Raw genomic sequence first — 26,960 nt, forward strand, 5'->3', positions numbered from 1 at the left:
CGGCGCCCAGCGCCCGATGAAGGAGATTTCATGTCCACAACGCAGGCCCCATCGGCGGCCAAGCAGGCCCAGGCGCAGGTCCAGCGCTTCGGAACCTTCCTCTCGGGCATGATCATGCCCAACATCGGCGCGCTCATCGCCTGGGGCCTGATCACCGCCCTGTTCATCCAGGTCGGCTGGCTGCCCATCCTCTTTCGCCACATCGGTGACGGAACGGTCCCGAACTGGATCGGCGCCATCGGTGGCTTCGGCTCGCACGACGTCTGGGACCCGGCCACCAAGCAGATGGTCGACACCCCGTGGACCGGCTTGGTCGGCCCCGCCATCAACTATCTGCTGCCGCTCCTGATCGGCTACCAGGGCGGCCGGATGGTCTACGAGAAGAACCCGACCCGCGGCGGCGTCATCGGCGCCATCGCCACCCTCGGTGTCATCGTGGGCGTCCCCTCCAGCCCGATGTTCCTGGGCGCCATGATCATGGGTCCGCTGGGTGGCTGGACGATGAAGAAGCTTGACGAGCTGTGGGACGGCAAGATCAAGGCCGGCTTCGAGATGCTCGTGAACAACTTCTCCGCCGGCATCTGGGGCATGATCATCGCGATCTTCGGCTTCTTCGCCGTCAGCCCCATCGTGCACTGGGTCATCCGCATGCTCGGCAAGGGCGTGGACTTCCTTGTCAGCAACAATGCCCTGCCCGTCGCGTCTGTCATCATCGAGCCCGCCAAGGTGCTCTTCCTGAACAACGCCATCAACCACGGCGTGCTCACCCCGCTCGGCGCCGACATGGTCAAGCAGACCGGCAAGTCCATCCTGCTGATGCTGGAGTCGAACCCCGGCCCCGGCCTGGGCATCCTGCTGGCCTACATGCTGTTCGGCCGGGGCATGAGCAAGGCGTCGGCCCCCGGTGCGGCGATCATCCACTTCCTCGGCGGCATCCACGAGATCTACTTCCCCTACATCCTGATGAAGCCGATCCTGCTGCTCGCCACCATCGCTGGCGGCGCCTCGGGCGTGGCCGTCAACCAGATGTTCCACACCGGTCTGGTCGGCCCCGCCGCCCCCGGCTCGATCTTCGCGTACATGATGATGGCCGCCCCCGGCGACCTGTTCAAGATCCTGCTGGCCATCCTCGTCTCCACCGCGGTCACCTTCGCCATCGCGGCACCCCTGATCAAGATGGACAAGGGCGACGACGGCGACCTCAGCAAGGCCACGGCCGACATGGAGGCGATGAAGGGCAAGAAGTCTGCCGTCGCCTCGAACCTGGTCACCGCCGCTCCCAAGGGCGAGATCAAGAACATCGTCTTCGCCTGCGACGCTGGCATGGGCTCGTCCGCGATGGGCGCCACCGTGCTGCGCAACAAGGTCAAGGAGGCCGGTTTCGGCGACGTGAAGGTGACCAACGAGGCCATCGCCAACCTGAAGGACAACTACGACATCGTGGTGACCCAGGAGACGCTGGCCACCCGCGCCATCCCGAAGGTCCCCTCGGCGACCGTCCTGACCGTCGACAACTTCATGAACTCGCCGCGGTATGACGAGGTCGTCGAGATGATCCGCGCCCAGCGCTCCGGCGCCACGGCGCCAGCCGCCGCCGACAGTTCTTCGGTCGCCCCGGTCACGACCGCCACCGCGGTTCCGGCCGCTTCGGCGGGTGCCGGAGCAGCGTCCAGCATCGACGAGCCCAAGGCCGAGATCCTCGCCCTCGACTCGATCAAGCTGGGTGCCGTGGCCGCCGACAAGGGCGACGCCATCACCCAAGCGGGCAACCTGCTCGTGAGCCGCGGTGCGGTCGAAGCCGGGTACGTCGATGCCATGCATGCCCGTGAGGCCACCGTCAGCACCTACATGGGCAACCTGCTCGCGATCCCGCACGGTACGAACGAGGCGAAGGAGCTGATCTCCAGCTCGGCCATGAGTTTCATCCGCTTCGACCAGCCCATCGACTGGAATGGCAACCCGGTGAAGTTCGTCGTCGGCATCGCCGGCAAGAACAAGGAACACCTGCAGATCCTGGGCAAGCTCGCGAAGATCTTCTCGAACAACGACTCCGTGGCTGCTCTGGAGAACGCCTCGACGGCCCAGGAGGTCGCCGACATCCTCGGAAAGGTCAATTCATGACAAACGAGACTGCTCCCCAGTCGCGTCTGAAGGCTGTCCATTTCGGAGCAGGCAACATCGGCCGCGGGTTCGTCGGCCTGTTGCTGCACCAGGCGGGTTACGAGATCGTCTTCGCCGACGTCTCCGACGCGCTGATCGACCTGCTCAAGGCTGCCGACAGCTATGTCGTCCACGAGGTCGGTGAGGGCGGCCAGGCGCACACGGTCGACAACTTCCGTGCGCTCAACTCGTCCTCGGAGCTCGACGCCGTGGTGGCGGAGATCGCCACCGCGGACGTCGTCACCTGCGCGGTCGGGCCGAACATCCTCAAGTTCATCGCCCCCGCCATCCGCCAGGGCATCGACGCCCGTCCTGCCGATGCGCCCAAGCTGGTCGTGATGGCCTGCGAGAACGCGATCAACGCCACCGACAACCTCGCCGTGTTCGTGCGCGGCGACAGCCCTGGTGACGTGGACGCGAAGGCCATGTTCGCCAACACGGCCGTCGACCGGATCGTCCCGAACCAGCCCGCGGGCATGGGCCTGGACGTCAACGTCGAGCCCTACTTCGAGTGGGCCGTGGAGACCCCGGCTTTCGAGGGCAACCCGCCAGTGATCCCCGGAGCCAGCTTCGTCGACTCGCTCGCGCCCTACATCGAGCGCAAGCTGTTCACGGTCAACACCGGCCACGCCGCGACCGCCTACTTCGGCTACCAGGCGGGGATCGACAAGATCTCGGACGTGCTGGCCGACGCGGCCCTCAAGGCCAAGATCTACGCGGTGCTGACCGAGACGAAGAAGCTGCTGGTCGCCAAGTACGGGTTCGCGGACGAGGTCCAGGAGGCCTACATCCAGAAGATCCTGAAGCGGTTCGCCAACCCGGAACTGCCCGACACGGTCACCCGGGTCGGCCGTTCCCCGATGCGCAAGCTGTCACGCCACGAGCGCTTCGTGGGCCCGGCCGCCGAGCTGGCCGAGAAGGGGGAGTCGTCCGACGCCCTGCAGTCGGCCATGTTGGGCGCGATGCTGTTCGACGTTGCGGACGATGCGGAGGCCGTGCAGGTCGGCAAGGTGCTCGCGACGCAGGACGCCGAGCAGGCAGCAACCACCTTCACCGGGCTCGACGCCGGCCACCCGCTCTTCGCGGGTGTCGTCGAGCAGGTCAAGCAGGCACAGGCCACCCGGTCATTCGACCCGGCGGTCACCGACGCCGAATGAACTGACTGCTGATGGACGAGAGGTCCCCCGTTCCCTGACGGAGCGGGGGACCAGTCGTTCCTGGTCGGTGAGCCTCAGCCACGGACGATGAGTTGGATCGCGACCAGCATCATCACGATGCCGATCCCAACGTCCACGACGCGCCACACCGAGGGTCGTCCCAGGGGTCCGGACAGGGCGCGGGCGCCGAAGCCCAGCGAGCCGAACCACAGCAGCGAGGCGCTCATCGCACCCGCGCTGAACCACCAGCGCAGGTCACCGTGGCTGGCGGCCACCGAACCGAGCATCACCACGGTGTCCAGGTAGACGTGCGGGTTGAGCCAGGTCACGCCCAGCACCGTCCGCAGCACAGCGTCGCGGCTCGGTGGTTCACCCGCCTTCAGCGCGGACGCTCGGGCCGCGGACTGGAAGGACTTCACCGCCTGCCACAACAGGTAGCCGGCGCCGAGCCATGACATCGCCCGAAGGATGGCCGGGTGCGCCTGGGCGATGGCGCCCATGCCGGCGGTGCCAGCGGCAATCAGTACCAGGTCACCCAGCGCGCACACCGCGACCACGAGCCACACGTGCTCCCGACGCAGCCCCTGGCGTAGCACCAGCCCGTTCTGCACCCCGATCACCACGATCAGGGACAGCCCGGTCAACAGACCGGTGATCCAGGCGGAAAGCATGGCGACCACCGTAGTGGGGTTGGGACTGGACGGGGGCACTGGCCCGAGTCGATAGACTCGACCCATTCCCGAGCGCGATTGAAGGTGTGCCACGTGACCCTGCCCGACCAGTACAGCGAATTGACCGGCGCGGGGGTGCCCGACAAGTTCGCACCCCTTGGCCTGACCTATGACGACGTGCTGCTACTGCCGGGCGAGACGGATGTCATCCCGTCCGAGGTGGACACCACCAGCCGCCTCACGCGCGAGATCAGCCTGCGCGTGCCGCTGGTCTCTGCCGCGATGGACACCGTCACGGAATCCCGGATGGCCATCGCGATGGCCCGCCAGGGCGGCCTGGGCGTGCTGCACCGCAACCTCTCGATCGAGGACCAGGCCTACCAGGTCGACCTCGTCAAGCGCACCCAGACCGGACGCATCACCAACCCCGTCACCATCGGGCCGGACGCGACCCTGGCGGACCTCGACAACCTCTGCGGCCAGTACCGCGTCTCCGGCCTGCCCGTCGTCGACGCCGACGACACGCTGCTTGGCATCTGCACCAACCGGGACCTGCGTTTCACCCCGGTCGCCGAGTGGGGCACGACCTTGGTGCGCGACGTGATGACCCCGATGCCGCTGTTCACCGCGCCGGAGAACATCTCCAGCGAGGACGCGACGGCGCTGCTGCGTCAGAACAAGCGCGAACGTCTGCCGCTGGTCGACGACCAGGGACGCCTGCGCGGCCTGATCACGGTCAAGGACTTCGTGAAGTCCGAGCAGTTCCCCGATGCCACCAAGGACGCCCAGGGACGCCTGATGGTCGGTGCGGCCGTCGGCTACTTCGGCGAGGCCTGGGAGCGCGCCACCACCTTGATCGAGGCAGGCGTCGACGTACTGGTGGTCGACACCGCCCACGGCCACGCCCGTCTGCTGCTTGACATGATCCGCAAGCTGAAGGGCGATCCAGCCACCCAGCACGTCCAGATCATCGGCGGCAATGTCGCTACCCGCACCGGGTCGCGCGCCCTGGTCGAGGCCGGGGTGGACGCCGTCAAGGTCGGCGTCGGTCCCGGTTCGATCTGTACCACCCGTATCGTCGCCGGCGTCGGCGTTCCCCAGTTGACGGCCGTCTACGAGGCCGCTGCGGCAGCGACCGAGGCGGGCGTCCCCGTGATCGCCGACGGTGGTCTCAAATACTCCGGCGACATCGCCAAGGCGCTCGTCGCCGGTGCGTCCACCGTCATGGTCGGTTCGCTGCTGGCCGGGTGCGAGGAGAGCCCCGGCGAGACCGTCTTCATCGCCGGCAAGCAGTACAAGCAGTACCGTGGCATGGGCTCGCTGGGTGCGATGAGCAGCCGGGGCAAGAAGTCCTACTCCAAGGACCGCTATTTCCAGGCGGACGTCACCAGCGACGACCAGCTGATCCCCGAGGGCATCGAGGGCCAGGTGCTCTACCGCGGTCCGGTCTCCTCGGTCATCCACCAGCTGGTCGGCGGCCTGCACCAGTCGATGTTCTACGTCGGTTCGCGCACCATCCCGGAGCTGCAGGACCGGGGACGTTTCGTGCGGATCACCTCCGCGGGCCTGACCGAGAGCCACCCGCACGACGTCCAGAACATCGCAGACGCCCCCAACTACTCGCGCTGACGCGAGCAACAACCAAGGACGGCAACATGTACGACATCGGACGCTCCAAGCGCGCCACCAAGGCCTTCAGCTTCGACGACATCGCCATCGTCCCCTCGCGCCGCACGCGGGGGATCGACCAGGTGAACCTGGGCTGGAAGATCGACGCGGTGACCTTCGACTTCCCGATCATCGCGGCGCCGATGGACTCGGTGATGAGCCCTGCGACCGCGATCGAGATGGGACGTCTGGGCGGCCTCGGTGTGCTCAACCTCGAGGGCCTGTGGACTCGCTACGAGGACCCGAGCTCCATCTTCGAGGAGCTCGCCAGTATCAGCGACCCCTTCGAGGCGACCGGGCGCATGCAGGAGGTCTACGCCGAGCCGATCAAGGGTGAGCTGATCACCGAGCGGATGAACCAGATCCGCGCGGCTGGCGTGCCGGTGGCGGGCTCGCTGAGCCCGCAGAACACCAAGGAGTTCGCCGACGTGGTGGAGAAGTCCGGGATGGACTTCTTCGTGGTGCGCGGGACGACCGTCTCGGCCGAGCATGTGAGCGATGCGGCCGAGCCGCTGAACCTCAAGAAGTTCATCTACGACCTCGAGGTGCCGGTCATCGTCGGTGGCTGTGCCACCTACCAGACCTCCCTGCACCTGATGCGGGCCGGCGCTGCTGGTGTGCTCGTCGGCTTCGGCGGTGGCGCCAGCCACGCCACCCGCGACGTGCTCGGCATCGAGGTCCCGATGGCGTCCGCGCTGGCGGACGTGGCGGAGGCGCGGCGCGACTACATGGACGAGTCCGGTGGCCGCTACGTGCATGTCATCGCGGACGGTTCGGTGGGACGTTCCGGTGACATTGCCAAGGCAATTGCCTGCGGCGCTGATGCCGTGATGGTCGGCTCCCCGCTGGCGCGGGCGACCGAGGCCCCAGGCCAGGGCTGGCACTGGGGCGCCGAGGCGTGGCACGAGACCCTGCCGCGCGGCGAGCGGGTCAGGTTCGCCCCGATCGGGACGCTGGAGGAGGTCATGCTCGGCCCCTCGCGGATCGCGGACGGCACCATGAACCTGGTCGGCGCCCTGCGTCGCGCGATGGCCTCGACTGGCTACACCGAGGTCAAGGAGTTCCAGCGGATCGACGTGGTCATCAGCTGATGTCCGAGTCGACGAACCCCGTTCACACGGATCCCGAGCGCGCGAATCCGGAGCAGGCGCACCCGGAGCTGGTGCGGTTGCGCGGCTCGATCGACAACCTCGACTCCGCCCTGGTCCACCTGCTGGCCGAGCGCTTCAAGGTGACGCAGCGGGTGGGGCAGCTGAAGGCGACCCAGGGCCTGCCCCCGGCCGACCCGGAGCGCGAGAAGAGGCAGATCGAGCGGCTGCGCGCGCTCGCCATGGACGCGCAGCTGGACCCCGAGTTCGCGGAGAAGTTCCTCAACTTCATCGTCACCGAGGTTGTCCGCCACCACGAGCAGATCGCCCGCGGCCAGCAGTCCTGACACCGGTACGCAGACGAGCCCCGAGCCCTCCCGTGGGGAGGTTCGGGGCTCGTCTGCTGCTGGGCTTCGCTCGTGCAGCTCAGGCGATGACGTCGCCCGCGCGGACGTCCGAGGGGATACCCACCACGACTGCACCGGGCTCGACGTCCTTGACGACCAAGGCATTGGAGCCGATCTTCACGTCGTCCCCGATGGTGATGTCGCCGATCACCTTGGCGCCGGCACCGATCAGCACGCGATTTCCGATCGTGGGGTGGCGCTTGAAGCGTCCCCGCGCGCGGCCGCCGAGGGTCACCTGGTGGTACATCAGCACGTCGTCCCCGATGATCGCCGTTTCACCGATGACCACGCCATTGCCGTGATCGATGAAGAAGCGACGCCCGATCGTGGCACCGGGATGGATCTCGATGCCGGTCAGGAAACGCGCCGCCTGGCTGATCGCCCGCGCAAGCGGACGGTAGGCGATGTGCGTGTTCCACAGGCGGTGTGCGACCCGGTGGGCCCACACGGCGTGCACGCCCGAGTACAGCAGGGCCACCTCGAGGCGGTTGGTCGCTGCCGGATCCTCGCGCATCGCGGCGCCGAGGTCCTCGGAGACTCGCTGCCGTGCGGCCCCCACCAGGTCGCGGGCGCTCATCAGCGGAGCAGGTCCGCGTACAGGATCGTCGACAGGTAACGCTCGCCGAGGTCGGGGAGCACGACGACGATCTTCTTGCCGGCATTCTCGGGACGGTTGGCGACCTGCTCGGCGGCGGCCAGGGCGGCGCCGGCGGAGATGCCGACCATCAGGCCCTCCTCACGGGCGGCTCGACGGGAGAAGTCCATCGCCTGCTCGCCGGGGATGTCGATGACCTCGTCCATGACCTCACGGTTCAGGATGCCGGGCACGAAGTTGGCGCCCAGGCCCTGGATCTTGTGCGGTCCGGCGGTGCCCTCGGTCAGCAGCGGCGACTCGGCCGGCTCGACGCCGATCACGGTGATGCCAGGGTTCTGCTCCTTGAGGTAACCGCCCGCGCCGGTGACGGTGCCACCGGTGCCGATGCCGACGACGAAGATGTCGACCTGGCCCTCGGTGTCCTTCCAGATCTCCGGGCCGGTGGTCTCGTAGTGCACCGTGCGGTTGGCGTCGTTGTCGAACTGGCGGGCCAGCACGCCGTCACGCTCGGCGGCGATCTCATGGGCCTTGGCGACGGCACCCTTCATGCCCTCGGCGCCCGGCGTCAGCACCAGCTCGGCGCCATAGGCGCGCAGCAGGGCGCGACGCTCGAGGCTCATGGTCTCGGGCATGCAGATGACCACCTGGTAGCCGCGGGCAGCACCCACCATGGCCAGGGCGATGCCGGTGTTGCCCGACGTGCCCTCGACGATGGTGCCGCCGGGCTTCAGCGCACCGGAGGCCTCGGCAGCGTCGATGATGGCGACACCGATCCGGTCCTTCACCGAGTTCGCGGGATTGTAGTACTCCAGCTTGGCGAACACCTCGGCGTTCGTGCCCGTCACGCGGTTCACGCGGACGAGGGGAGTGCGGCCCACAGCCGCCGTTACGTTGTCGAAGATCTGCATGACACCTCAAGTCGTCGTCTGGGCTATTTGTTCCCGGAACCAAGCAGATCATCTCGCAGAACGCAACATGTGTGGCAGGCCATCCACGAGCTGAGCGGTCGAGCCGGTCAAGGGCAGGCCGGTGAAGCCATAGAATCACCCCCATGGCATCATCCCAGGACCTTGTCGTCGTCATCGACTTCGGCGCCCAGTACGCACAGCTCATCGCCCGACGCGTCCGTGAGGCGAATGTCTATTCCGAGATCATGCCGCACACAGCGACTGCCGCGCAGGTGCTCGAGCGCCAGCCGAAGGCGATCATCCTGTCCGGCGGTCCGCAATCGGTCTACGCCGATCACGCGCCGCAGGTCGAGGCCGCGCTGTTCGAGGCGGGCGTGCCCGTCTTCGGCATCTGCTACGGCTTCCAGGCGATGACCGCAGCGCTCGGCGGCACCGTCGAGAAGACCGGCCTGTCGGAGTTCGGCCGCACCCCGGTGAGCATCACCGAGCATGGCACCCTGCTCGCCGGGATGCCTGATGCCCTCAACATCTGGATGAGCCACGGCGACTCCGTCACCGAAGCGCCCAAGGGCTTCACCGCCTTGGCACACACGGCTGGCGCCCCCGTCGCGGCCTTCGAGTGCTGCTCGCGCCAACTGGCCGGCGTCCAATGGCACCCAGAGGTGCTGCACTCCGAGCAGGGCCAGGCCGTCCTTGAGCACTTCCTGCGCGACATCGCCGGATGTGATGCCTCCTGGACCAGCCAGAACATCGTCGAGGAGCAGATCGAGCGGATCCGCGCCGAGGTCGGTGACAAACAGGTGTTGTGCGCCTTGTCCGGTGGTGTCGATTCAGCCGTCGCAGGTGCGCTCGTCCAGCGCGCCATCGGTGACCAGCTCACCTGCGTGTTCGTCGACCACGGACTGCTCCGCGAGGGGGAGGCCGACCAGGTCAAGAAGGATTTCGTCGAGGTGACTGGCGTAGAACTTGTTGTCGCCGACGAGCGCGAGCGTTTCCTGGGCGCCCTGGCCGGGGTCACCGACCCCGAGACCAAACGCAAGATCATCGGACGTGAGTTCATTCGAACCTTCGAGGACGTCGCCCGCCAGCTCAACGACAGCAAGGACATCGAGTTCCTGGTGCAGGGCACGCTCTACCCTGACGTCGTCGAGTCGGGCGGCGGCGAGGGCGCGGCCAACATCAAGAGCCACCACAACGTCGGCGGCCTGCCCGACGACCTCCAGTTCAGCCTGATCGAGCCGCTGCGCACCCTGTTCAAGGACGAGGTGCGCGCCGTCGGCACCGAGCTCGGCCTGCCCGAGACGATGGTGTGGCGCCAACCCTTCCCGGGCCCCGGCCTCGGCATCCGGATCATCGGCGAGGTCACGGCGGAACGCTTGGAGATCCTGCGCCAGGCCGACGCGATCGCCCGCGAGGAACTCACTCGCGCCGGTCTGGACCGCGAGATCTGGCAGTTCCCGGTGGTGCTGCTGGCCGACGTCCGCTCGGTCGGCGTGCAGGGCGACGGACGCACCTACGGCCACCCGATCGTGCTGCGCCCGGTCACCAGCGAGGACGCCATGACCGCCGACTGGGGACGCCTTCCCTACGACGTCATAGAGCGCATGAGCACCCGCATCACCAACGAGGTGCGCGAGGTGAACCGCGTCGTGGTGGACGTGACATCGAAGCCGCCGGGCACCATCGAGTGGGAGTGACCCGGCAACTGACCTGACGACAACGCCGGACAACGAAGGAATCGTCGCCAAATCCTTGCTGGCAGGCCCCCTGAGGGGCGCGGCCGGGTGATCTGGGCGACGATTCCTGTGGTTGGCGGGTTGCCGCCGAGTGGGCGGCGAGCCGGCGAGGCGATGCGTCAGTTGCGGGGTTCTTCGTAGGGGTTGAAGGTGGGCACATCGGTGCGCTGCTGGTCAGTGGGGGGCTGGGCCAGGTTGCGCTGGGAGTTCCAGTCCTTCGCCTGGCGGAAGAGGTCTTCGATGGGCGCCTTGGCGGCGCCCTCGTCGGGCATGAGGGCCCAGGCCAGCGGGTAGATCCAGAGGCTGGCCCCGCCAAGGATCACCGCCGCTACTGCCACGAGGCGGACGATGTTGGCGTCGACGCCGGTCTGCCGGGCGATTCCGGCGCACACACCAGCGATGACTCGTCCTTGAGTGGGGCGGACGAGACCGGGAATGAAAGCCATGACAAGTGCTCCTGTGTTGGTGGACGGGTAACTATGCGACGCACCCACCTCCATTGTGGTTCCACTACCGACAAAAGGACAGGCACCGACAAAAGGACAGGCTCGCAACGACATGGGCACGCAAAGACATGGGCACGCAACGACATATGGGAACGCAACAACAGGGCCCAGCTTTCGCCGGACCCTGTTGTGGATAGTGGGGCGTGGACAGTGGGGAAGGACGCAGAGCGTCAGCGACGGGCGCGGCCCGTGACGAAGCCCCAGATGACGAGGACGATCAACGAACCGATGATGGCCATCAGCCAGGTGTAGGGGGAGAAGAAACCGGACAGCGGCTTGTCGAACAGCGCACCGCCCAGCCAGCCACCCAGGATCGAGCCGATGACACCCAGAATCATGGTGACGAGCCAGCCGCCGCCCTGCGTACCGGGGAGGATCGCCTTGGCAATGGCGCCTGCGATGAGGCCCAGGATGATGAATGCAATGAAACCCATGCCTGAACAGTAGATCTGCCCAGTGAGCCCTGTCACGCGCTTCGCCTACTGGCGAAAAATGCCCACCCCGTAGGGTGCCCCATGCAGGTGATGGGCTCAGAAGAAGGGGCGCCACGGGGCGAGCAACCCTTCGGTTGCCTTGGCCACGAGGGAACGGCCATTCCACTCCTCGCGGGTCAACTCGACGCAATTGCCCTCGTCCAACCGCCAGATCTCCTCCATCCGTGCGGCCACCTCGGCGCTCAGGAATTCCGCGTTCACCTCGTAGTTCCCGGCCAGGCTCAGCCGGTCGAGGTTCGCCGTTCCGATCGTGGACCAGACGCCGTCGATCGTCCCGGTCTTCGCATGCACCATGGCGCGCTGGTAGAGGAACAGTCGTACGCGGTACTTGAGCAGGTCGTCGTAGAAGCCGCGGGACAACCAGTCGGCTATGACGTGGTTGGACTCTGCCGGGACGATGATCCGCACGTCCACGCCGCGTCGCGCCGCGGCGAACAGGGCGGCGGTGAGGTCGTCGTCAGGGATCAGGTAGGCCTGGGTGAGCCAGATGTGGGAGCTGGCCCGGTCGATCGCCTCCAGGTACATGTTCCGGATCGGGTAGACGGCCAGCCGCGGGGTGTTCCGGTGCACGCGCACCGTGCCTTCCCACGGACGAGGTGCCGAGACGGTCAATTGGGGCACCTCGCCACGGCGCTTGCGCAGCCTGCTGGTGTGGTGCAGGTTCCAGTAGTCGACGAAGGCCGTCTCCACCTCGACCACGCCGGGGCCCACGAGCCGGGCATGGGTGTCACGCCACCGTGTCGCATAGGTGTCGCCGATGTTGTAGCCGCCGATGTAGGCGATCGCAGTGTCCACCACCAGCAGCTTGCGGTGGTCCAGCCCCGTGTTGCGCGGGTTCAGGAAGGCAGGACCGCCGACGATGGGATGGGACTGAACGTGGACGGATGCGGGGAAGTCGAAGAAGGATCGCGGGACGACGAGGTTGGCGAACTCGTCGTACACGACGCAAACCCTGACTCCCCGCTCGGCAGCGGCAACCAGCGCGTCCTTGAACCTGTGGCCGTAGCCGTCGGCCTTCCAGATGTAGGTCTCGAAGTAGACCGAGCTGGTGGCGGCCTCGATGTCGGCGAGCATCGCCGCGTACAGATCGGTGCCGAAGGTGTGGATCGTCACCTGGTCGTCCCCGGCACTCACCGGGCGCGGGTCGGCGACGGGGAAGCGGTAGGGGCGGCGACCTCGGCGACGAATGGCTTCGGCGGCGGTGAGGCCCGCCATCGTGGCGACTTGTGCTCCCAGCACGCCGGCCATCACCCGGTGGGCGACCTGACGGGCGCGGGAATAGGACGACATGGCCCAAATCTAGCGGCCACACCAGCCGTGCCACGATGACGCGGGGGAGGCGATGTCAGGGCCGCCAACTAGAATCGTCCGCGACATGTCTGAACTCCACTTTCCCGACCTCTTCAGCGCCTTCGAGCCCGAGCCAGCGCCCGTGCGTCCACCGCGTCCGGAGGCGCAGCTGGCGGCCGCGGCGAAGCGGCCCGCGGCGGACGAACTGCTGGAGGGCTTGAACGAACCCCAGCGCGAAGCCGTGCTGCACGCCGGGGGGCCCGTGCTGGTGGTGGCCGGCGCCGGTTCGGGCAAGACCAGGGTGTTGACCCGGCGGATCGCCTACCTGGTGGCCGAGCGCAATGTGCACCCCGGCTCCATTCTGGCGATCACCTTCACCAACAAGGCCGCCGCCGAGATGCGTGGGCGCGTGATCGAGCTGGTCGGCAACCGCGCCAAGCTGATGTGGGTCTCCACCTTTCACTCGGCCTGCGTGCGCATCCTGCGCGCGGACATCGACCGCTTCGGGATGAACAAGAACTTCTCGATCTACGACGACACCGACCAGAAGCGCCTGATGACGCTGGTGACGCGCGAGCTGCAGCTCGACCCCAAGCGCTACCCGGTGCGCGCGGTGATGAACTGGGTGAGCAACTGCAAGAACGAGCTGATCGACCATGAGAGCGCGGCGCAGCAGGCCGGCGACGGCAATGAGAAGGTCTATGCCCAGGCCTACTCGGAGTACCAGCGCCGCCTGGTCGCCGCCAATGCCCTCGACTTCGACGACCTGATCATGACGACCGTCCACCTGATGCAGGCCTTCCCCGACCTGCGCGAGGCCTACCGGCGTCGCTTCCGGCAGGTGCTGGTGGACGAGTACCAGGACACGAACCACGCCCAGTACCAGCTGATCCGTCAGCTCTGTGGCGACCTGGGCGCCGACGACGGCCTGGACGCCGACGCCCCGCGCACCGAACCGCCGGAGCTGATGGTGGTTGGTGACTCCGACCAGTCCATCTACGCCTTCCGGGGCGCGACGATCCGCAACATCCTCGACTTCGAGAGCGACTTCCCAGGCGCCCGCACCATCCTGCTGGAGCAGAACTACCGGTCCACCCAGACGATCCTGACCGCGGCGAACCAGGTGATCACGCGCAACCCCAACCGGCCCAAGAAGCGGTTGTGGAGCGATCAGGGCGACGGCGACAAGATCACGGCCTATGTCGCCGACACCGAGCACGACGAGGCCCAGTTCGTCGCCACCGAGATCGACGACCTGTCGGACAAGGGCACCAGCCGCCACGGCGACACTGCGGTCTTCTACCGCACCAACGCCCAGTCCCGCGCCTTCGAGGAGGTCTTCATCCGGGTCGGCCTGCCCTACAAGGTGGTCGGCGGAGTCCGCTTCTACGAGCGCCGTGAGGTGCGCGACGCGATCGCCTATCTGCGCGCCATCGCCAACCCCGCCGACGACGTATCGGTGCGGCGCATCCTCAACGTCCCCAAGCGCGGTATCGGTGACCGGGCCGAGGCGGCCATCGAGGCGCTGGCCAGCAGTGAGCGAATCACCTTCTCCGAGGCCTTGGACCGTGCCGATGAAGCGCCCGGCATCGCGACCAGGTCGCTGAACCAGATTCGTGGCTTCGCCGACCTGATGCGCCGCCACCGGCAGATGGTCACCGAGGGGCTGCCGGCCGACGAGGTGCTCAACTCGATCCTCAAGGACTCCGGCATGGTCGCTGAGTTCGAGGCATCCACCGACCCACAGGACGAGACCCGGCTGGAGAACCTCGTGGAGCTGGCCTCGGTGGCGGGTGAGTTCGTCGCCGCTGCGCACGCCGTCGACCTACCTGAGGACGCGGAACTGCTCGGGGATGGCAGCGGTGAGGAGGCGGCCGAGATGGGCGCCGGCCTGGTGGCAGGCATGCCGGAACCGGACGACTCGCTGCCCGCCTTCCTGGAGCGGATCGCCCTGGTGGCCGACTCCGACCAGATCCCCGACGACGCCGAAGGGACCGGGGTTGTGACCCTGATGACGCTGCACACCGCCAAGGGCCTGGAGTTCGACACCGTCTTCCTGACCGGTTTCGAGGACGGCATCTTCCCCCACATGCGTGCCCTGACCGACCGGCAGGAGCTGGAGGAGGAGCGTCGCCTCGCCTATGTCGGCATCACCCGTGCCCGCAAGCGGCTCTACCTTTCCCGCGCTGCCGTGCGCACGGCCTATGGAGCCCCGCAATACAACCCGCCGAGCCGGTTCCTGGACGAGGTGCCCGAGCACCTGGTCGACTGGCGCCGTACCGGCGCCGCGCTGACCAGCTGGGCGTCCACCTCGGCCACCCGCCATGCCCAGTCACGCCGCGAGGTCTCCTCCGGCTTCTCTCCGGCCTTCGGCTCCGGACGGGCGCCCGCCGTGAAGACGGTCGGCTCGGTCGACCCGGGCGACCGGGTGCTGCACACCACCTTCGGCATGGGGACGGTCGTCGCGACCTCCGGGGTGGGCGACGCGGCCAAGGCGGACGTCGACTTCGGCTCGCACGGGCTCAAGCGGCTGTCTCTCAAGCACGCCCCGATGGAGAAGCTCTAGCGGCCATCGGCTGCTGTTCCCAACCCGACGGACGACAAAGGGCTCCAACCGCCAGGTTGGAGCCCTCCATCAGTCGCGTGAGCGGGTCTGCCCTAGACGTGCACGCCGATCGAGAGCAGGAAGGCGACGGGGTTGCTGGTGGAGTACACGTCGCCCGGGGTGGTACCGGCGGGGTAGTACTCGAAGTGCAGGTGGGGGCCGAAGGTGCGGCCCTTCATGCCCACATAGCCGATGATCTGGCCGGCCTTGACGACCTGGCCCGCCGAGACGGTCTTGCTGCCCATGTGCGCGTACAGCGTGGTGCCGCCGTTGGCGTGGTGCACCATCACGACGTCCGACCCGGCCCAACCCTGGCAGCCACCACAGTTGGTCGAGACGACGCCGTCGGCGACCGCGCGAATGGGCGTGCCGACCGGGGCCGGGAAGTCCTGGCCGGTGTGCCAGCGCGACCAGGAGCCGTACTGACCCCAGGAGGCGCCGACGGAGTAGCTGCCCGACGCCATCGGGGTGGTGCCGCCACCGCTGGAGATGATCGCGGAGGAGTCGACGGCCGCGCTCGTGGGAGCCGCGTTGCCGCTCTTCGCCGCCTCGGTGGCCTGCTTCTTCAGCAGCGCCTCGGCTTTCTTCTTCTCGGCGGCGATGCGCTTGGCCTCGGCCTTCACCTTCTCCAGGTCGACACCCAGCTGGTCGCCGCGGGCGGTGGCCCCGGCGTCCGTCGCGGTCTGGACGATGATCTTGTTCACGTCGTCCATCGTGGTCTCACGCTGCGACGCGACCTGGGCCGTGATCGCCTTGGCGAGCTCGGTACGGGCTGCGCTGCGGGAGGTGGTGCTGCGGCCGTTGAAGGCGGTCAGTCCGCCGGAGCCCTGCTTCACCGTCTTCGTGGAGTTGGCGCGGGCCTGGGCCTGCTCGTCCAGGGTGAGGGCCTGCGGGGCCGGGATGGCCTTGGTGATGTCGGAGTGGTTCCGGTCGGTGGAGATGGACGCGGTGTCGACCTTGTCCGAACTCGGGCCTGCCGCCATCACAACGCCGCCGACGACCGCCAGGCCGAGGGCGCTGACTGCGAGAGCCGCGATGCCGCTGCGCACCACGCTGCTGGGACGATCGTCTGCCTCTGCAGTGTCCTCGACACTGTCGAAATCCAGGTCGTCCTCGGCTGGCGTGACCTCCAGGGCGCGACGAGCGCGCGTCCTGCGGAATGGCGTGAGGGCCACGGTTCTCCTGTCAGTGAAGATGCTCTTCCAAGGGTAGCCCGTCCGGCTTGCCTTCACGGTTTCGTCACCGGAGCCAGCGAGCTGTTCACAACCTTAGCATTTCTCAGGAATGTCACCAAAATGCGGCGGGGTCTTGCTGAGAAGACTGCCAGACGGGGTGCAGCGCGGCCCTGATCAGCGGGCCTGGGAGGCTCGCTGCGCGGCCCTGATCATCAGGCTCGAGAAGTTCCGCTGGCCCAGGTCATAGGACTTCGAGGGGTTGTTGAGCAGGTAAACGACCCGGTTTCCCACGCTGGCCACGCCGACCCGGAACAAGGTGGTCTGGGAGTTGCCCATGTCGAGGCTGACCAGGATGGTCGAGCCGGCAATCGTCTCCGACGCCACCGTGCCGTTGACCGCCGCGCTCTGGGACACCTTGGCGGTGGTGACGCGCTTGGGGCAGGAGGTGAGGTTGTCGGACAACTTCTTGGCGAAGGCGGTCGCGTCGGCGGGCTTGGCGAAGGTGAACACGACCTCGTCCACCCCATAGTTCTGCGGGGCAGCGGTGTCGTCGGCCATGAGGTAGGTGCGTTGCTCGCGTCCTTGTGGACCGGTGACGGTGGCCAGGGTGACGCCTTCGCACAGGCTGCCCTTCGAGCTGACGGCTGCGGGGTCGGTGGCCTGCCATGTGCCGGCACCGGGCGTGACGCGGGGCAGGTCGGGCAGGATCAGCCAGCCGACGGTCCCAGCTGGCGGCGGGGTCTGCGGGGCGCTGACCGGCTTCGCGTCACAGCTGCCCTTGGCCCGAGTGCACTGGCGCGACACCGGGCCAGCCGCGACCTCGGCGAGGCGTCCCGGAGCGACGAGGGTCCCGTTCTTTACCGCGTCGAAGACGTGGACCGTAGTGCCCGTGCGCACCAGCAGCATCGTGTCGTAGCGGGTGACCGGGTCCTGGAAGGCGACGGTGATCGACATCGCCTCGTCACCCAGGCCCGCAACGCTGTCGGCGCGAACCAGATAGGTGGGGGACTCGTAGCAATTCGCGAGATTGCCCGAGCGCAGCTGGAAGACCTTCTGGGCGTCGGTGGAGCTGGCATAGGCGTCGACCTGGTGCAGCACCTGGAGGCCGTCCTTGCCGTTGGTCGCCATGGTGCGCAGCCCGCTGAGGGTGGGGTTGGGCTGCCCCGGATTCTGCAACAGACAGACCGGCTTGGGCGAGGTGGCGCTCAACTTCTGCTCGGTGAGCGTGGTCTTCCAGGGGGCCTTTGGATCGATCGCCTTCACGTCCGATGCCGACACCAGATCGGTGGTGGTGACAACCGGGGTGACCGACCTCGACGGCGTGGGGCTCTGGGTCACCACGACCGGCGACTTGTTGGTCTGGGAGAAGATCACCCCGAAGGCAATGAGGCCCAGTGCCACGGCTGCGGCCAGCCAGGGCCAGACCCGCTGCAGCCTCCCCGGACGGGCGTCGTCAACGGCGGTCTGGGGCTGCACGGGGGCCTGGTCCAGGCTGACGCCGGGTTCGGCGTCGTGGGCGTCCGCGGCGCGCGCGCCGACCAGGGCGGCCTCGGCGTGCTCGGGGAGCAGCGGTTCGGGCGACTCGCCTTCGTGCACGATCACGTCGACCGGAGCGGGGCCGTGTGGCTCCTCGGCCGCGGGGGGAGTCTCGTCGTAGGGGACCGGTTCCGGCTCGCGGACGCGCTCGTGCTCGACGCCGCCAGCGGGACGCATCCACATGGAGTGCTCGTCCGAATAGCCCGGGACCGTGCCGGGTACGCCTGTCTCGTCCGTGATGCCGAGGGAACGATCGGTCTCCACGTCTGATTCGCTGGAGTCCTCGTCCAAGGCCCTGCCTCGTCCCACCAGCCCGTCAGCGACCTCGTCCGCGTCTGTGCCTACCGGGTTGGCCGCACGTGCTGGGGTAGGGTCGGGGCCATTCTCGACGCCAGCAACTTCGTCCCCGGGGAAGTCCGGGGTACCCGGCTGGGGCTGCATGTCGTTGGTCACTCGTTCCTCCGGGGCAGGGGTTCTGCGCATCTCCCCGTAGGGGTGGTGCGATGGGTGGAAGTTTAACCGGACGTGGTCGACGCCGCCGGGTGTGGTGCGGCATGCAAGGGGTGTGGACATGGCAGGGCAGGCCTGGTGGCGGCGTGGGGGAGACGACGGAGATGGCCGCGCCGAACACGCACACACCCTCGCCTGGCACCTCACCACCGCGCTCGCCGCGCTCGCCAGCGCGGTGACCGGGATGGCCCTCACCATCGGCCTGACGACGGTCGGCTGGGTGCAGGTGCCCGACGTGAGCTTCTGGGGCAACATCTCCACCGGCCTGCGGCTGTGGCTGCTGGGCCACGGTGCCGGCGCACAGTTGGGTTCGGTGACCGTGACCGTCATCCCGCTGGGTCTCACCCTGCTGCTCGCGCTGGCCGCTTCCGGGGCAGCAGGCGTCGCCGCCCGACACGTGCTGGGCGGTCTGTCCGCGCGGGCTGGCCAGGCAGAACGTCGCGCACTGACGCTGCGGGTGGCCGGGGTGTTCACCGCCGTGTACCTCGCCTGCGTGATGTTCCCCTCCTTCCTCGTCAACACTCCCTCCCAGAGCGGGCACGCCCTGCTCGGCGGCCTGGCCGTGGGGCTTGGATCCTCGCTGGTGGCAGTCGGACGAACCCTGGACTGGAACCCCGTCGGCGCCTGGCCCGCATGGGCGCGGGCCATTCCGAGGGCGGTGGCTGCGGGCTGCCTGCTGCTCGTCGTCACCGGCGCGGTCGTCCTGGCCACGGCGCTACTGATGCACCAGAGCCGGGTGATGAGCCTGCACGATGCGCTCGCCCCTGGCCGGGCAGGCGGCGTGGTCCTGGTGCTGGCCCAGCTCCTCTGGGTGCCCAACATGGTCTTGTGGTGCGCCTCTTGGGCCTTGGGCGCGGGGTTCTCGATCGGCACGGACACCGTCATCTCGCCCGCGCAGAACCTCACCGGTCTGCTGCCGTCGCTACCAGCCTTCGGCGCGGTGCCGGCCAACGGACCGGTCCCGAAGGTCGCCTTGCTGTGGTTGCTCAGTGGCGTGGTCGCCGGCGTGGTTGCCGCCCTCGTCATCGGGCGCTCCCGGCGACTGGCTCGGGCCGACGAGACCAGCCTGGTAGGCGGACTGTCCGGTGTGCTGACCGGGTTGGTCGTCTGGCTGTTGTGTGCGCTCAGCAATGGCGACCTGGGAACCGCGCGGCTGATCGCCGTGGGCGCCAGGCTGCCCGAACTGGCCGTGATGGCCCCCACCGTGATGGGGCTGTCCGGGATGGCCGCCGGCCTGGTACTCGGCTTGTTGAACCCGCCGCCGGTGAACGAGGAGTCCGCGTCATCGTCCGAGGACGTGGAGGTCGACTGGCCCGACGTCGCGCCGACCCCAGACGAGTGACGCCGGCTTGGGCACGGTCCGCCACGAGCCGGCGTGGGCCGAGCGCAGCTGCCGGGCCGATAGGGTTGGCCGGTGACCTATCGTGTCGTCGTACTCGTGTCCGGTAGCGGGACCCTCCTGCAGTCCTTGGTGGATGCTCGAGACGACGGACGGCTGCACGCCGAGTTGGTGGCCGTGGGTGCGGACGTCGAGTGCGAGGGCATCGCCCGCGCCCGGCGCGCAGGCATTCCCACCTTCGTCCAGCCGATGGGCAAGCTCGCCCGCCGTGGCACCCCCGAGCGCGTCTCCTGGGACGCTGCCCTGGCTGACGAGGTCGCCGCCCACCAGCCCGACCTGATCGTCTCGGCCGGTTTCATGAAGCTCTTCGACGCGCCCTTCATGGAGCGCTTCCAGGGACGGATCATCAACACCCACCCCGCCCTGTTGCCCGCCTTCCCGGGTGCACACGCCGTCCGCGATTCTCTGGCCGCGGGAGCCACCGAGACCGGTGCCTCCATCTTCTGGGTCAACGACGGTGTCGACACCGGCGAGCTGATCGCCCAGTGTCCCGTTCCGGTCGAACCGGACGACGACGAGGCCACCCTGCACGAACGGATCAAGGTCGTCGAGCGTGCCCTGCTCGTCGACGTCATCAACCAATTGGCTGAGGAGAACGACCGATGAATGCCGACCGTATCGAGATCAAGCGCGCGCTGGTGAGCGTGTACGACAAGACCGGGCTGGTGGAGTTGGGCCAGGCCCTGGCCGCCGCCGGGGTGGAACTGGTGTCCACCGGCGGCTCGTACAAGGCGCTGACCGATGCTGGGCTGCAGGTCACCGAGGTCAGCGAGCTGACCGGCTTCCCCGAGTGCCTGGACGGCCGCGTGAAGACCCTGCACCCCAAGGTGCACGCCGGCATCCTCGCCGACCGCCGCCTCGAGTCCCACGTCAACCAGCTGGACGAACTGGGCGTGGCCCCCTTCGACCTGGTCGTGTCGAACCTCTACCCCTTCACCCAGACGGTCGCCTCCGGCGCCAGCGCAGACGAGTGCGTGGAGCAGATCGACATCGGTGGCCCGTCCATGGTGCGCGCCGCCGCCAAGAACCACCCCAGCGTCGCGATCATCACCTCACCCGACCAGTACGGCCTGCTGACCGAGGCCCTCGCTGCCGGTGGCTTCACCTACGACCAGCGCAAGCAGCTGGCTGCGGCGGCCTTCGTGCACACCGCGAGCTACGACGTCGCCGTCGCCAGCTGGATGGGCAATGTGCTCACCGACACCAGCGAGGGTTCGGGCTTCCCGGGCTGGGTCGGTGCGACCTGGTCCAAGCAGGCCTCCCTGCGCTATGGCGAGAACTCCCACCAGTCCGCCGCCCTGTACCGCAATGGTCACGGCGATGCCGGCCTGGCCGGTGCCGAGCAGTTCGGCGGCAAGGAGATGAGCTACAACAACTACGTCGACACCGACGCCGCCCGTCGTGCCGCCTTCGACTTCGACGAGCCCGCCGTCGCGATCATCAAGCACGCCAATCCCTGCGGCATTGCCGTGGGAGCCGACATCGCCGAGGCCCACCGCCGCGCGCACGACTGCGACCCGCTGAGCGCCTTCGGTGGCGTGATCGCCACCAACCGTCCCGTCTCGGTGGCGCTGGCCGAGCAGGTCAAGCCGATCTTCACCGAGGTGATCGTCGCCCCCGACTACGAGCCCGGTGCGCTGGAGGTACTGCAGACCAAGAAGAACCTGCGCATCCTCAAGGCCGAGGCGCCCAGCGCTGGTGGCGTCGAGACCCGCAACATCGACGGCGGCATGCTGATGCAGCACACCGACGCCTTCCAGGGCGAGGGCGACGACCCCACCAACTGGACGCTGGCCGCTGGTCCGGCCGCCGACGAGCAGACGCTGGCCGACCTGGCCTTCGCCTGGAAGGCCTGCCGTTCGGTCAAGTCCAATGCGATCCTGCTTGCCAGCGACGGCGCGTCCGTCGGTGTCGGCATGGGCCAGGTGAACCGTGTCGACTCCTGCAAGCTGGCCGTCGAGCGCGCCGGGGAACGCGCTGCCGGTTCGGTCGCCGCGTCCGATGCCTTCTTCCCCTTCAGCGATGGTCCCGCGATCCTCATCGACGGGGGAGTGAAGGCCATCGTGCAGCCCGGCGGCTCCATCCGGGACGACGAGACGATCGCCCTGTGCAACGAGAAGGGCATCTCGCTCTACCTCACCGGCACCCGGCACTTCTTCCACTGAGCAACCAGCCCGTGTCAGGCGCGCACGGCCCGGCACTCGTCGGGCAGCGGCTCGTCGTCTTGTCGACACTGGGCCCAGTGCAGGTGGTGGCCCGGGCGGAACGACGAGCACTGCATCACGTCGCACACGGAAAGCACTTACGTCCGCGTGGACTCACCCCGCCCCGTCCTTGGCCCGCCGGTCGGTGGGACGGGGTCTTCTCCGGAGGGCACCCAGGGAGTTGAATCCCAGTGTCGGCGACGCGATTGCCGCCAGCCCACGTCCGCAGGCGGGCGGGCGGAGTCCCACCATGCCCCGGCACAACCCGAGCGCTGGTCATCAGGCAGTGCGCTATGGCCGCTAGTAGGGTGGCCATGCTGGCCAGCCGCGGTGTTCCCGTCATGATGTGCCAGACGCGAGGTACCTGCCCCGATTCCTGCCAAGGAGAGCACATGACAGCCGATAGGATCGACGGATTGGCCGTCGCCGCCCAGATCAAGGACGAGCTCGCGGTGCGCGTCGCCGCTCTGCGGGAGAAGGGCATCGTCCCCGGCCTCGGCACCGTGCTGGTGGGGTCTGATCCCGGCAGCCAGATCTACGTCGGTGGCAAGCACAAGGACTGCGCCCAGGTGGGCATCGAGTCCATCCGCGTCGACCTCCCCGACGACACCACCCAGGCCCAGCTCGAGGAAGCGATTCACGCCCTCAACGAGAACCCGGCCTGCACCGGCTACATCGTCCAGCTGCCGCTACCCAAGGGCCTGGACGAGAATGCAGCGCTGGCCCTGATCGACCCCGACAAGGATGCCGATGGCCTGGCTCCCGCCAGCCTGGGCAAGCTCGTTCTCAACGAGGCCGGCCCGCTGCCTTGCACCCCGCGTGGCATCGTCGAACTGCTGCGCCGCCATGACGTCGAGCTCAATGGTGCCGAGGTCTGCGTCGTCGGCCGCGGGACCACCGTCGGACGTCCGCTGGGGCTGCTGCTCACCCGCAAGTCGGAGAATGCGACGGTCACCCTGTGCCACACCGGCACCAAGGACCTCGCCGCCCACACCCAGGCAGCGGACATCGTGATCGCTGCGGTCGGACGGACGGGTTTCCTGACCGCCGACATGGTCAAGCCCGGCGCGGTGGTCGTGGACGTGGGCGTCACCCGCGTGGACGGCAAGCCGGCTGGCGACGTGCACCCGGACGTGTGGGAGGTGGCCTCGATGGTCACGCCCAACCCTGGTGGGGTCGGGCCGATGACCCGCGCGATGCTGCTCAGCAATGTCATCGACCGGGCCGAACAGATGGCCGCCGGACAGGCCTGAGCCGTGCCCGACCAGGCAAGCGCCGGCTCACTCGGCCCCACCGAAGCGCCCGCTGAGAAGGATTCGGCGATCAGCCGGATGACCCAGTCGGCAGCCGAGCACACCTTGAACCAGTGGCCGTTGCTGGTGGTGCTGGGCCTTTTGTCGATCGGGCTGGGCATCACCGCGGCGGGGCACTGGCGCCGCGGTGCCTTTGCCATGGGCTGCGCGGTGTTGCTGGCGGGAGGCTTCCGCGTCTTCCTGCCCACCCGGGTGGCGGGGCTGTTGTGCGTCCGGTCGCGCTGGTTCGACAGCGCGCTGCTACTGGGGATGGCGACGGCGATGCTGGCGCTGACCTTCTTCGTCCCGCATTCTCGCTGAGCTGGCCACCGGCCCGCGGCAAGCTCGGGAATCGTGGTCTGGGCTCGCGTCCGTCATGTGGGTGGGCAGCAGGAAGGCCCTCACCGGGTGGTGAGGGCCTTCGTGCACTGTTGCGGATTGGGTCAGATGAGGCCCAGCTCGGTGACGGCCTTCTTCTCGTCGACCAGTTCGGCGACGGAGGCGTCGATCTTGCCGCGGCTGAACTCGTTGATGTCCAGGCCCTGGACGATCTCCCACTTTCCGTCCTTGATGGTCACCGGGAAGGAGGACACCAGGCCCTCCTCGACGCCGTAGGAGCCGTCCGAGACGACGGCCATCGAGACCCAGTCGTTCTCGGGGGTGCCGAGCGCCCAGTCGTGCATGCAGGAGACAGTCGCGTTGGCGGCCGATGCGCGGGACGACAGACCGGTGGCGTCGATGATCGCGGCGCCACGCTTGGCCACGGTCGGGATGAAGTAGTCCTCGATCCAGGCCTGGTCGTTGATCTGCTCGGCGATCGACTTGCCGTTGGCCTCGGCATTGAACAGGTCGGGGTACTGGGTGGCGGAGTGGTTGCCCCAGATGGTCATCTTCTTGACGTCGTTGACCGAGATACCCAGCTTCTGCGCGGCCTGCGCCTTGGCGCGGTCCTGGTCGAGGCGGGTCAGCGCGGCGAACTGCTCCTTGGGGATGTCGGGAGCATTGCTCAGGGCGATCAGTGCGTTGGTGTTGGCGGGGTTGCCCGTCACGAGCACCTTCACGTCGTCGGCGGCCACGTCGTTGAGGGCCTTGCCCTGGGCGGTGAAGATGGCACCGTTGGCGCTGAGCAGGTCGCCACGCTCCATGCCGGCCTTGCGGGGCATCGCGCCGACGAGCATGGCCATGTTGACCCCGTCGAAGACCTTCTTGGGATCGTCGCCGATCTCGATCTTGGCGAGGTTCGGGAATGCGCAGTCGTCGAGCTCCATGACGACGCCCTCCAGGGCCTTCAGCGCGGGGGTGATCTCCAGCAGGCGCAACTCGACCGGGGTGTCACCCAGCAAGGCACCACTGGCGATGCGGAACAGGAGGCTGTAGCAGATCTGGCCGGCGGCGCCGGTGACTGCTACCTTGACGGGGGTCTTGCTCACGGTGTTCTTCCTTCTCTCGAGGTGGCGCGGTCAGGCGCGAGCGAAGGGAGTACGGCTCTCGTCCCTCGACGCCGAACGGACATGCCGAGCCTATCGCGGTGGACGGGGGGGCTGCGACTCGACCGGGGTACTGCGAGAACGTCCGCGATGACGTACTGCCGTGTGCACCTACGTGCGCCGCCAGACGGCCCATCGGGAGAATCCGCCAGATATTGGGGCCCGCCCGCTCCCATCCCCCGCGCGCGTGCGAGGGTAGGGACACCAAACACCTACAGGATTGAGACAAAAATGACGAAGATCGCGGTGCTCGGTGCCGGCGTGATGGCCACCGCCCTGACCGTCCCCCTGGCCGACAATGGGCATGACGTCCACCTGGTGGGCACCCACCTCGACGAGGCGATCATCGACTCGATCGCCGCCAACCACGTGCACCCCGTGCTCGAGGTCGAGATCCCCAGCAATGTCATTCCGCACCAGTTGGCCGACGCCGAGGCCGCCTTTGCCGACGCCGAGGTCGTCATGGTGGGCGTCAACTCCTTCGGCATCGACTGGGCCGGCGAGCAGTTGGCCCGCCTGCTGAAGCCGGGCCAGCGCGTCATCGTGATCACCAAGGGCATGCGCGCCGACGAGGACGGGACGTTGCACATCCTGCCCGAGGTGCTGCAGGCTGCCGTCGGCGACCTGGCCGGTCAGGTTCCGTGGGCCGCCATCGTCGGCCCCTCCATCGCCGGCGAGCTCGCTGTGCGTCGCGACACCTGCGTGAACTTCGCCTCCACCGATCTGGAGAATGCCGAATTCCTCGCCAAGCTCTTCCGAACCAGCTATTACCACGTGTGGCCCGCCACCGACTTCGTCGGCTGCGAGGTCGGTGCCGCGACCAAGAATGTCTACGCCTTCGGCATGGGCTTCGCGAACGGCATCTTGGAGAAGATGGGCCCCGAGGCCTCGAAGAAGTACGTCATGTACAACTACTCCGCCGCGCTGTTCGGGCAGGGCTCGATCGAGCTCAAGGACTTCATCGAGATGATGGGAGGCGACCGCGCCACCGGTGACGGTCTCGGCGGCGTCGGCGACATGTGGGTCACCTCGGCCGGCGGCCGCAATGTCCGCGCTGGCGGCTTCGTCGGCCAGGGCGTGCCCTTCTCCGAGGTGCGCGACGTACACATGAAGGGCATCACCCTCGAGGGCGTCGCCGCGATCCGCGTGATCGGCGAGGCGCTGGAGAAGCTGACCGCCCGTGGCGTGGTCTCGGCCGAGAAGTTCCCGCTGTGCCGCTTCCTGTACGACATCGTCGCCAAGGATGCCCCGCTCGAGGTGCCGTGGGACACCTTCTACGGCGGCATCAAGAACTGATCGTCGCTCTTCTGCACGACACGACGAACGGGCCCGCTCCCTGGGGGAGCCGGCCCGTTCGCTGCTGTGGGTGGGTGACGCCGCTCAGGCGTAGAGCTTGAACACCTTGTTCGCATTGCGGATGCGGGTGCCGTTGGCGCAGTAGCGCGGCGCGCAGCGCTCGTAGTAGGCGGAGAAGCTCATCGTTGCGGCTGCCGTCGTCTTCGTGGCACGCAGTTTCTTCAGCGCACGCTTCTCGCTGCCGTTGAGCTCCACCCAGACGAAGTCGAGCTGGGTGCGCAGGGCATAGGGGCTGCGCTTGGTCTTGCTGGCGTAACGGACGAGCTGGGACCAGCGGGAGCCGCGCGACCACTGCGCGATGCCCATGCCGGGGCCGCCGTACTGGCGGGCCTTCGGGTTGATCGGGCTACCCGACTCCTGCATGAAGTTGCCGACGACCGCGGCCGACTGCTGCCGGGTCAGGCCCTTTGTCACGAAGTAGTTGTAGGCCACTTGGTTGTTGCTCAGTACGCGGGCGGACGCGGTGATCGTCGAGGCCTCGGCGGTGGTGGGGGCGGCGGTCATGGTGCCGAGGGCGACGGCTGCGCCGACCGCGACGGCGGTCAGGGCGGTGGTGCTGCGGGGCATCGTGAAATCCTTCGTGCCCCACGGAGCGAGGGGGCTTCTTGGCCACATCTAGGGCCGAAGAAGAGCTTACGAGAGAGTGAACGAATACTGATAATTCTCAGTTTCAAGGCTCTCTCAGGTCGGTCTTCGTGAGCTTCAGGCCCGAGTAA

At 67.9% G+C, this 26,960-nt stretch carries 23 protein-coding genes; 13 read left to right on the forward strand and 10 right to left on the reverse strand.

What is annotated here, in order from left to right; genetic code table 11:
- The first annotated feature begins 30 nt into the window (after positions 1-30).
- Positions 31-2,121 carry a PTS mannitol transporter subunit IICBA gene (locus ABD089_RS05415; RefSeq protein WP_343885211.1) on the forward strand — a complete coding sequence of 697 codons (2,091 nt, stop codon included), beginning with the start codon at positions 31-33 and terminating at the stop codon, positions 2,119-2,121.
- Positions 2,118-3,317 carry a mannitol-1-phosphate 5-dehydrogenase gene (locus ABD089_RS05420; RefSeq protein ID WP_343885212.1) on the forward strand — a complete coding sequence of 400 codons (1,200 nt, stop codon included), beginning with the start codon at positions 2,118-2,120 and terminating at the stop codon, positions 3,315-3,317. The genes ABD089_RS05415 and ABD089_RS05420 overlap by 4 nt, the downstream gene beginning before the upstream one ends.
- Before the next feature lie 74 nt (positions 3,318-3,391).
- Here the strand turns inward: ABD089_RS05420 and ABD089_RS05425 are convergent, their stop codons facing one another.
- Positions 3,392-3,988 carry a LysE/ArgO family amino acid transporter gene (locus tag ABD089_RS05425; RefSeq protein ID WP_343885213.1) on the reverse strand — a complete coding sequence of 199 codons (597 nt, stop codon included), beginning with the start codon at positions 3,986-3,988 and terminating at the stop codon, positions 3,392-3,394.
- Between the two features lie 93 nt (positions 3,989-4,081).
- On the opposite strand from ABD089_RS05425, the gene guaB reads away from it, so the two are divergent.
- Genes guaB through ABD089_RS05440 form a run of 3 tightly spaced genes read left to right on the forward strand, consistent with a single transcriptional unit; the run spans position 4,082 to position 7,091 of the window.
- The gene (gene guaB, locus ABD089_RS05430; protein WP_343885214.1) at positions 4,082-5,617 is read left to right on the forward strand and encodes an IMP dehydrogenase; all 1,536 of its coding nucleotides are present in this window, start codon (positions 4,082-4,084) and stop codon (positions 5,615-5,617) included.
- Positions 5,618-5,643: 26 nt separating this feature from the next.
- Complete coding sequence (locus ABD089_RS05435; RefSeq protein WP_343885215.1) at positions 5,644-6,747, forward strand: GuaB3 family IMP dehydrogenase-related protein; 1,104 nt, start codon at positions 5,644-5,646, stop codon at positions 6,745-6,747.
- Positions 6,747-7,091 carry a chorismate mutase gene (locus ABD089_RS05440; protein WP_343885216.1) on the forward strand — a complete coding sequence of 115 codons (345 nt, stop codon included), beginning with the start codon at positions 6,747-6,749 and terminating at the stop codon, positions 7,089-7,091. The genes ABD089_RS05435 and ABD089_RS05440 overlap by 1 nt, the downstream gene beginning before the upstream one ends.
- A 79-nt stretch (positions 7,092-7,170) precedes the next feature.
- Here ABD089_RS05440 and cysE read toward each other — a convergent pair whose 3' ends face one another.
- Complete coding sequence (gene cysE, locus ABD089_RS05445) at positions 7,171-7,728, reverse strand: serine O-acetyltransferase (RefSeq protein WP_343885217.1); 558 nt, start codon at positions 7,726-7,728, stop codon at positions 7,171-7,173.
- Complete coding sequence (gene cysK, locus ABD089_RS05450) at positions 7,728-8,654, reverse strand: cysteine synthase A (RefSeq protein ID WP_343885218.1); 927 nt, start codon at positions 8,652-8,654, stop codon at positions 7,728-7,730. The genes cysE and cysK overlap by 1 nt, the downstream gene beginning before the upstream one ends.
- 143 nt (positions 8,655-8,797) lie before the next feature.
- Here cysK and guaA point away from each other — a divergent pair, with 143 nt between their 5' ends.
- Positions 8,798-10,351, forward strand: a complete 1,554-nt coding sequence (gene guaA, locus ABD089_RS05455; RefSeq protein ID WP_343885219.1) for a glutamine-hydrolyzing GMP synthase — start codon at positions 8,798-8,800, stop codon at positions 10,349-10,351.
- A gap of 158 nt (positions 10,352-10,509) precedes the next feature.
- Here guaA and ABD089_RS05460 read toward each other — a convergent pair whose 3' ends face one another.
- The 3 genes from ABD089_RS05460 to ABD089_RS05470 form a co-directional block, all read right to left on the reverse strand.
- Entirely contained in the window at positions 10,510-10,836 is a 327-nt protein-coding gene (locus ABD089_RS05460; RefSeq protein ID WP_343885220.1) for a PspC domain-containing protein, read from the reverse strand.
- A gap of 230 nt (positions 10,837-11,066) precedes the next feature.
- Positions 11,067-11,330, reverse strand: a complete 264-nt coding sequence (locus ABD089_RS05465; protein ID WP_343885221.1) for a GlsB/YeaQ/YmgE family stress response membrane protein — start codon at positions 11,328-11,330, stop codon at positions 11,067-11,069.
- 96 nt (positions 11,331-11,426) lie between these two features.
- Complete coding sequence (locus ABD089_RS05470) at positions 11,427-12,680, reverse strand: phospholipase D-like domain-containing protein (RefSeq protein WP_343885222.1); 1,254 nt, start codon at positions 12,678-12,680, stop codon at positions 11,427-11,429.
- An 85-nt stretch (positions 12,681-12,765) separates the two neighbouring features.
- On the opposite strand from ABD089_RS05470, the gene ABD089_RS05475 reads away from it, so the two are divergent.
- Positions 12,766-15,246, forward strand: a complete 2,481-nt coding sequence (locus tag ABD089_RS05475; protein ID WP_343885223.1) for a UvrD-helicase domain-containing protein — start codon at positions 12,766-12,768, stop codon at positions 15,244-15,246.
- A gap of 92 nt (positions 15,247-15,338) precedes the next feature.
- On the opposite strand, the gene ABD089_RS05480 is transcribed toward ABD089_RS05475, so the two are convergent.
- Together ABD089_RS05480 and ABD089_RS05485 are read right to left on the reverse strand one after the other, a co-directional pair.
- Complete coding sequence (locus ABD089_RS05480; protein WP_343885224.1) at positions 15,339-16,460, reverse strand: M23 family metallopeptidase; 1,122 nt, start codon at positions 16,458-16,460, stop codon at positions 15,339-15,341.
- A 174-nt stretch (positions 16,461-16,634) separates the two neighbouring features.
- Positions 16,635-18,449 (reverse strand): hypothetical protein, encoded by a 1,815-nt coding sequence (locus ABD089_RS05485; protein ID WP_343885225.1) that lies wholly within the window; start codon positions 18,447-18,449, stop codon positions 16,635-16,637.
- A gap of 118 nt (positions 18,450-18,567) precedes the next feature.
- Here ABD089_RS05485 and ABD089_RS05490 point away from each other — a divergent pair, with 118 nt between their 5' ends.
- The 5 genes from ABD089_RS05490 (at position 18,568) to ABD089_RS05510 (ending at position 23,722) form a co-directional block, all read left to right on the forward strand.
- Complete coding sequence (locus ABD089_RS05490; RefSeq protein WP_343885226.1) at positions 18,568-19,848, forward strand: cell division protein PerM; 1,281 nt, start codon at positions 18,568-18,570, stop codon at positions 19,846-19,848.
- A 72-nt stretch (positions 19,849-19,920) separates the two neighbouring features.
- On the forward strand, positions 19,921-20,511 hold the full coding sequence (purN, locus tag ABD089_RS05495; protein WP_343885227.1) for a phosphoribosylglycinamide formyltransferase: 591 nt from the start codon (positions 19,921-19,923) through the stop codon (positions 20,509-20,511).
- Positions 20,508-22,070, forward strand: coding sequence for a bifunctional phosphoribosylaminoimidazolecarboxamide formyltransferase/IMP cyclohydrolase (gene purH / locus ABD089_RS05500; protein ID WP_343885228.1), 1,563 nt, complete (start codon positions 20,508-20,510; stop codon positions 22,068-22,070). Before purN ends, purH begins: the two co-directional genes overlap by 4 nt.
- Before the next feature lie 431 nt (positions 22,071-22,501).
- Positions 22,502-23,362 (forward strand): bifunctional methylenetetrahydrofolate dehydrogenase/methenyltetrahydrofolate cyclohydrolase, encoded by an 861-nt coding sequence (locus tag ABD089_RS05505; protein WP_343885229.1) that lies wholly within the window; start codon positions 22,502-22,504, stop codon positions 23,360-23,362.
- A gap of 3 nt (positions 23,363-23,365) precedes the next feature.
- Positions 23,366-23,722 (forward strand): DUF3017 domain-containing protein, encoded by a 357-nt coding sequence (locus ABD089_RS05510; protein WP_343885230.1) that lies wholly within the window; start codon positions 23,366-23,368, stop codon positions 23,720-23,722.
- A 122-nt stretch (positions 23,723-23,844) separates the two neighbouring features.
- Here the strand turns inward: ABD089_RS05510 and ABD089_RS05515 are convergent, their stop codons facing one another.
- Positions 23,845-24,831 carry a malate dehydrogenase gene (locus ABD089_RS05515; protein ID WP_343885231.1) on the reverse strand — a complete coding sequence of 329 codons (987 nt, stop codon included), beginning with the start codon at positions 24,829-24,831 and terminating at the stop codon, positions 23,845-23,847.
- Between the two features lie 288 nt (positions 24,832-25,119).
- On the opposite strand from ABD089_RS05515, the gene ABD089_RS05520 reads away from it, so the two are divergent.
- Positions 25,120-26,184 carry an NAD(P)H-dependent glycerol-3-phosphate dehydrogenase gene (locus ABD089_RS05520; RefSeq protein ID WP_343885232.1) on the forward strand — a complete coding sequence of 355 codons (1,065 nt, stop codon included), beginning with the start codon at positions 25,120-25,122 and terminating at the stop codon, positions 26,182-26,184.
- An 84-nt stretch (positions 26,185-26,268) separates the two neighbouring features.
- Here ABD089_RS05520 and ABD089_RS05525 read toward each other — a convergent pair whose 3' ends face one another.
- Positions 26,269-26,811 (reverse strand): phage tail tip lysozyme, encoded by a 543-nt coding sequence (locus ABD089_RS05525; protein WP_343885233.1) that lies wholly within the window; start codon positions 26,809-26,811, stop codon positions 26,269-26,271.
- Between the last annotated feature and the right edge of the window lie 149 nt (positions 26,812-26,960).

It is taken from the genome of Luteococcus sanguinis, assembly GCF_039527675.1.
Taxonomy (GTDB): domain Bacteria; phylum Actinomycetota; class Actinomycetes; order Propionibacteriales; family Propionibacteriaceae; genus Luteococcus; species Luteococcus sanguinis.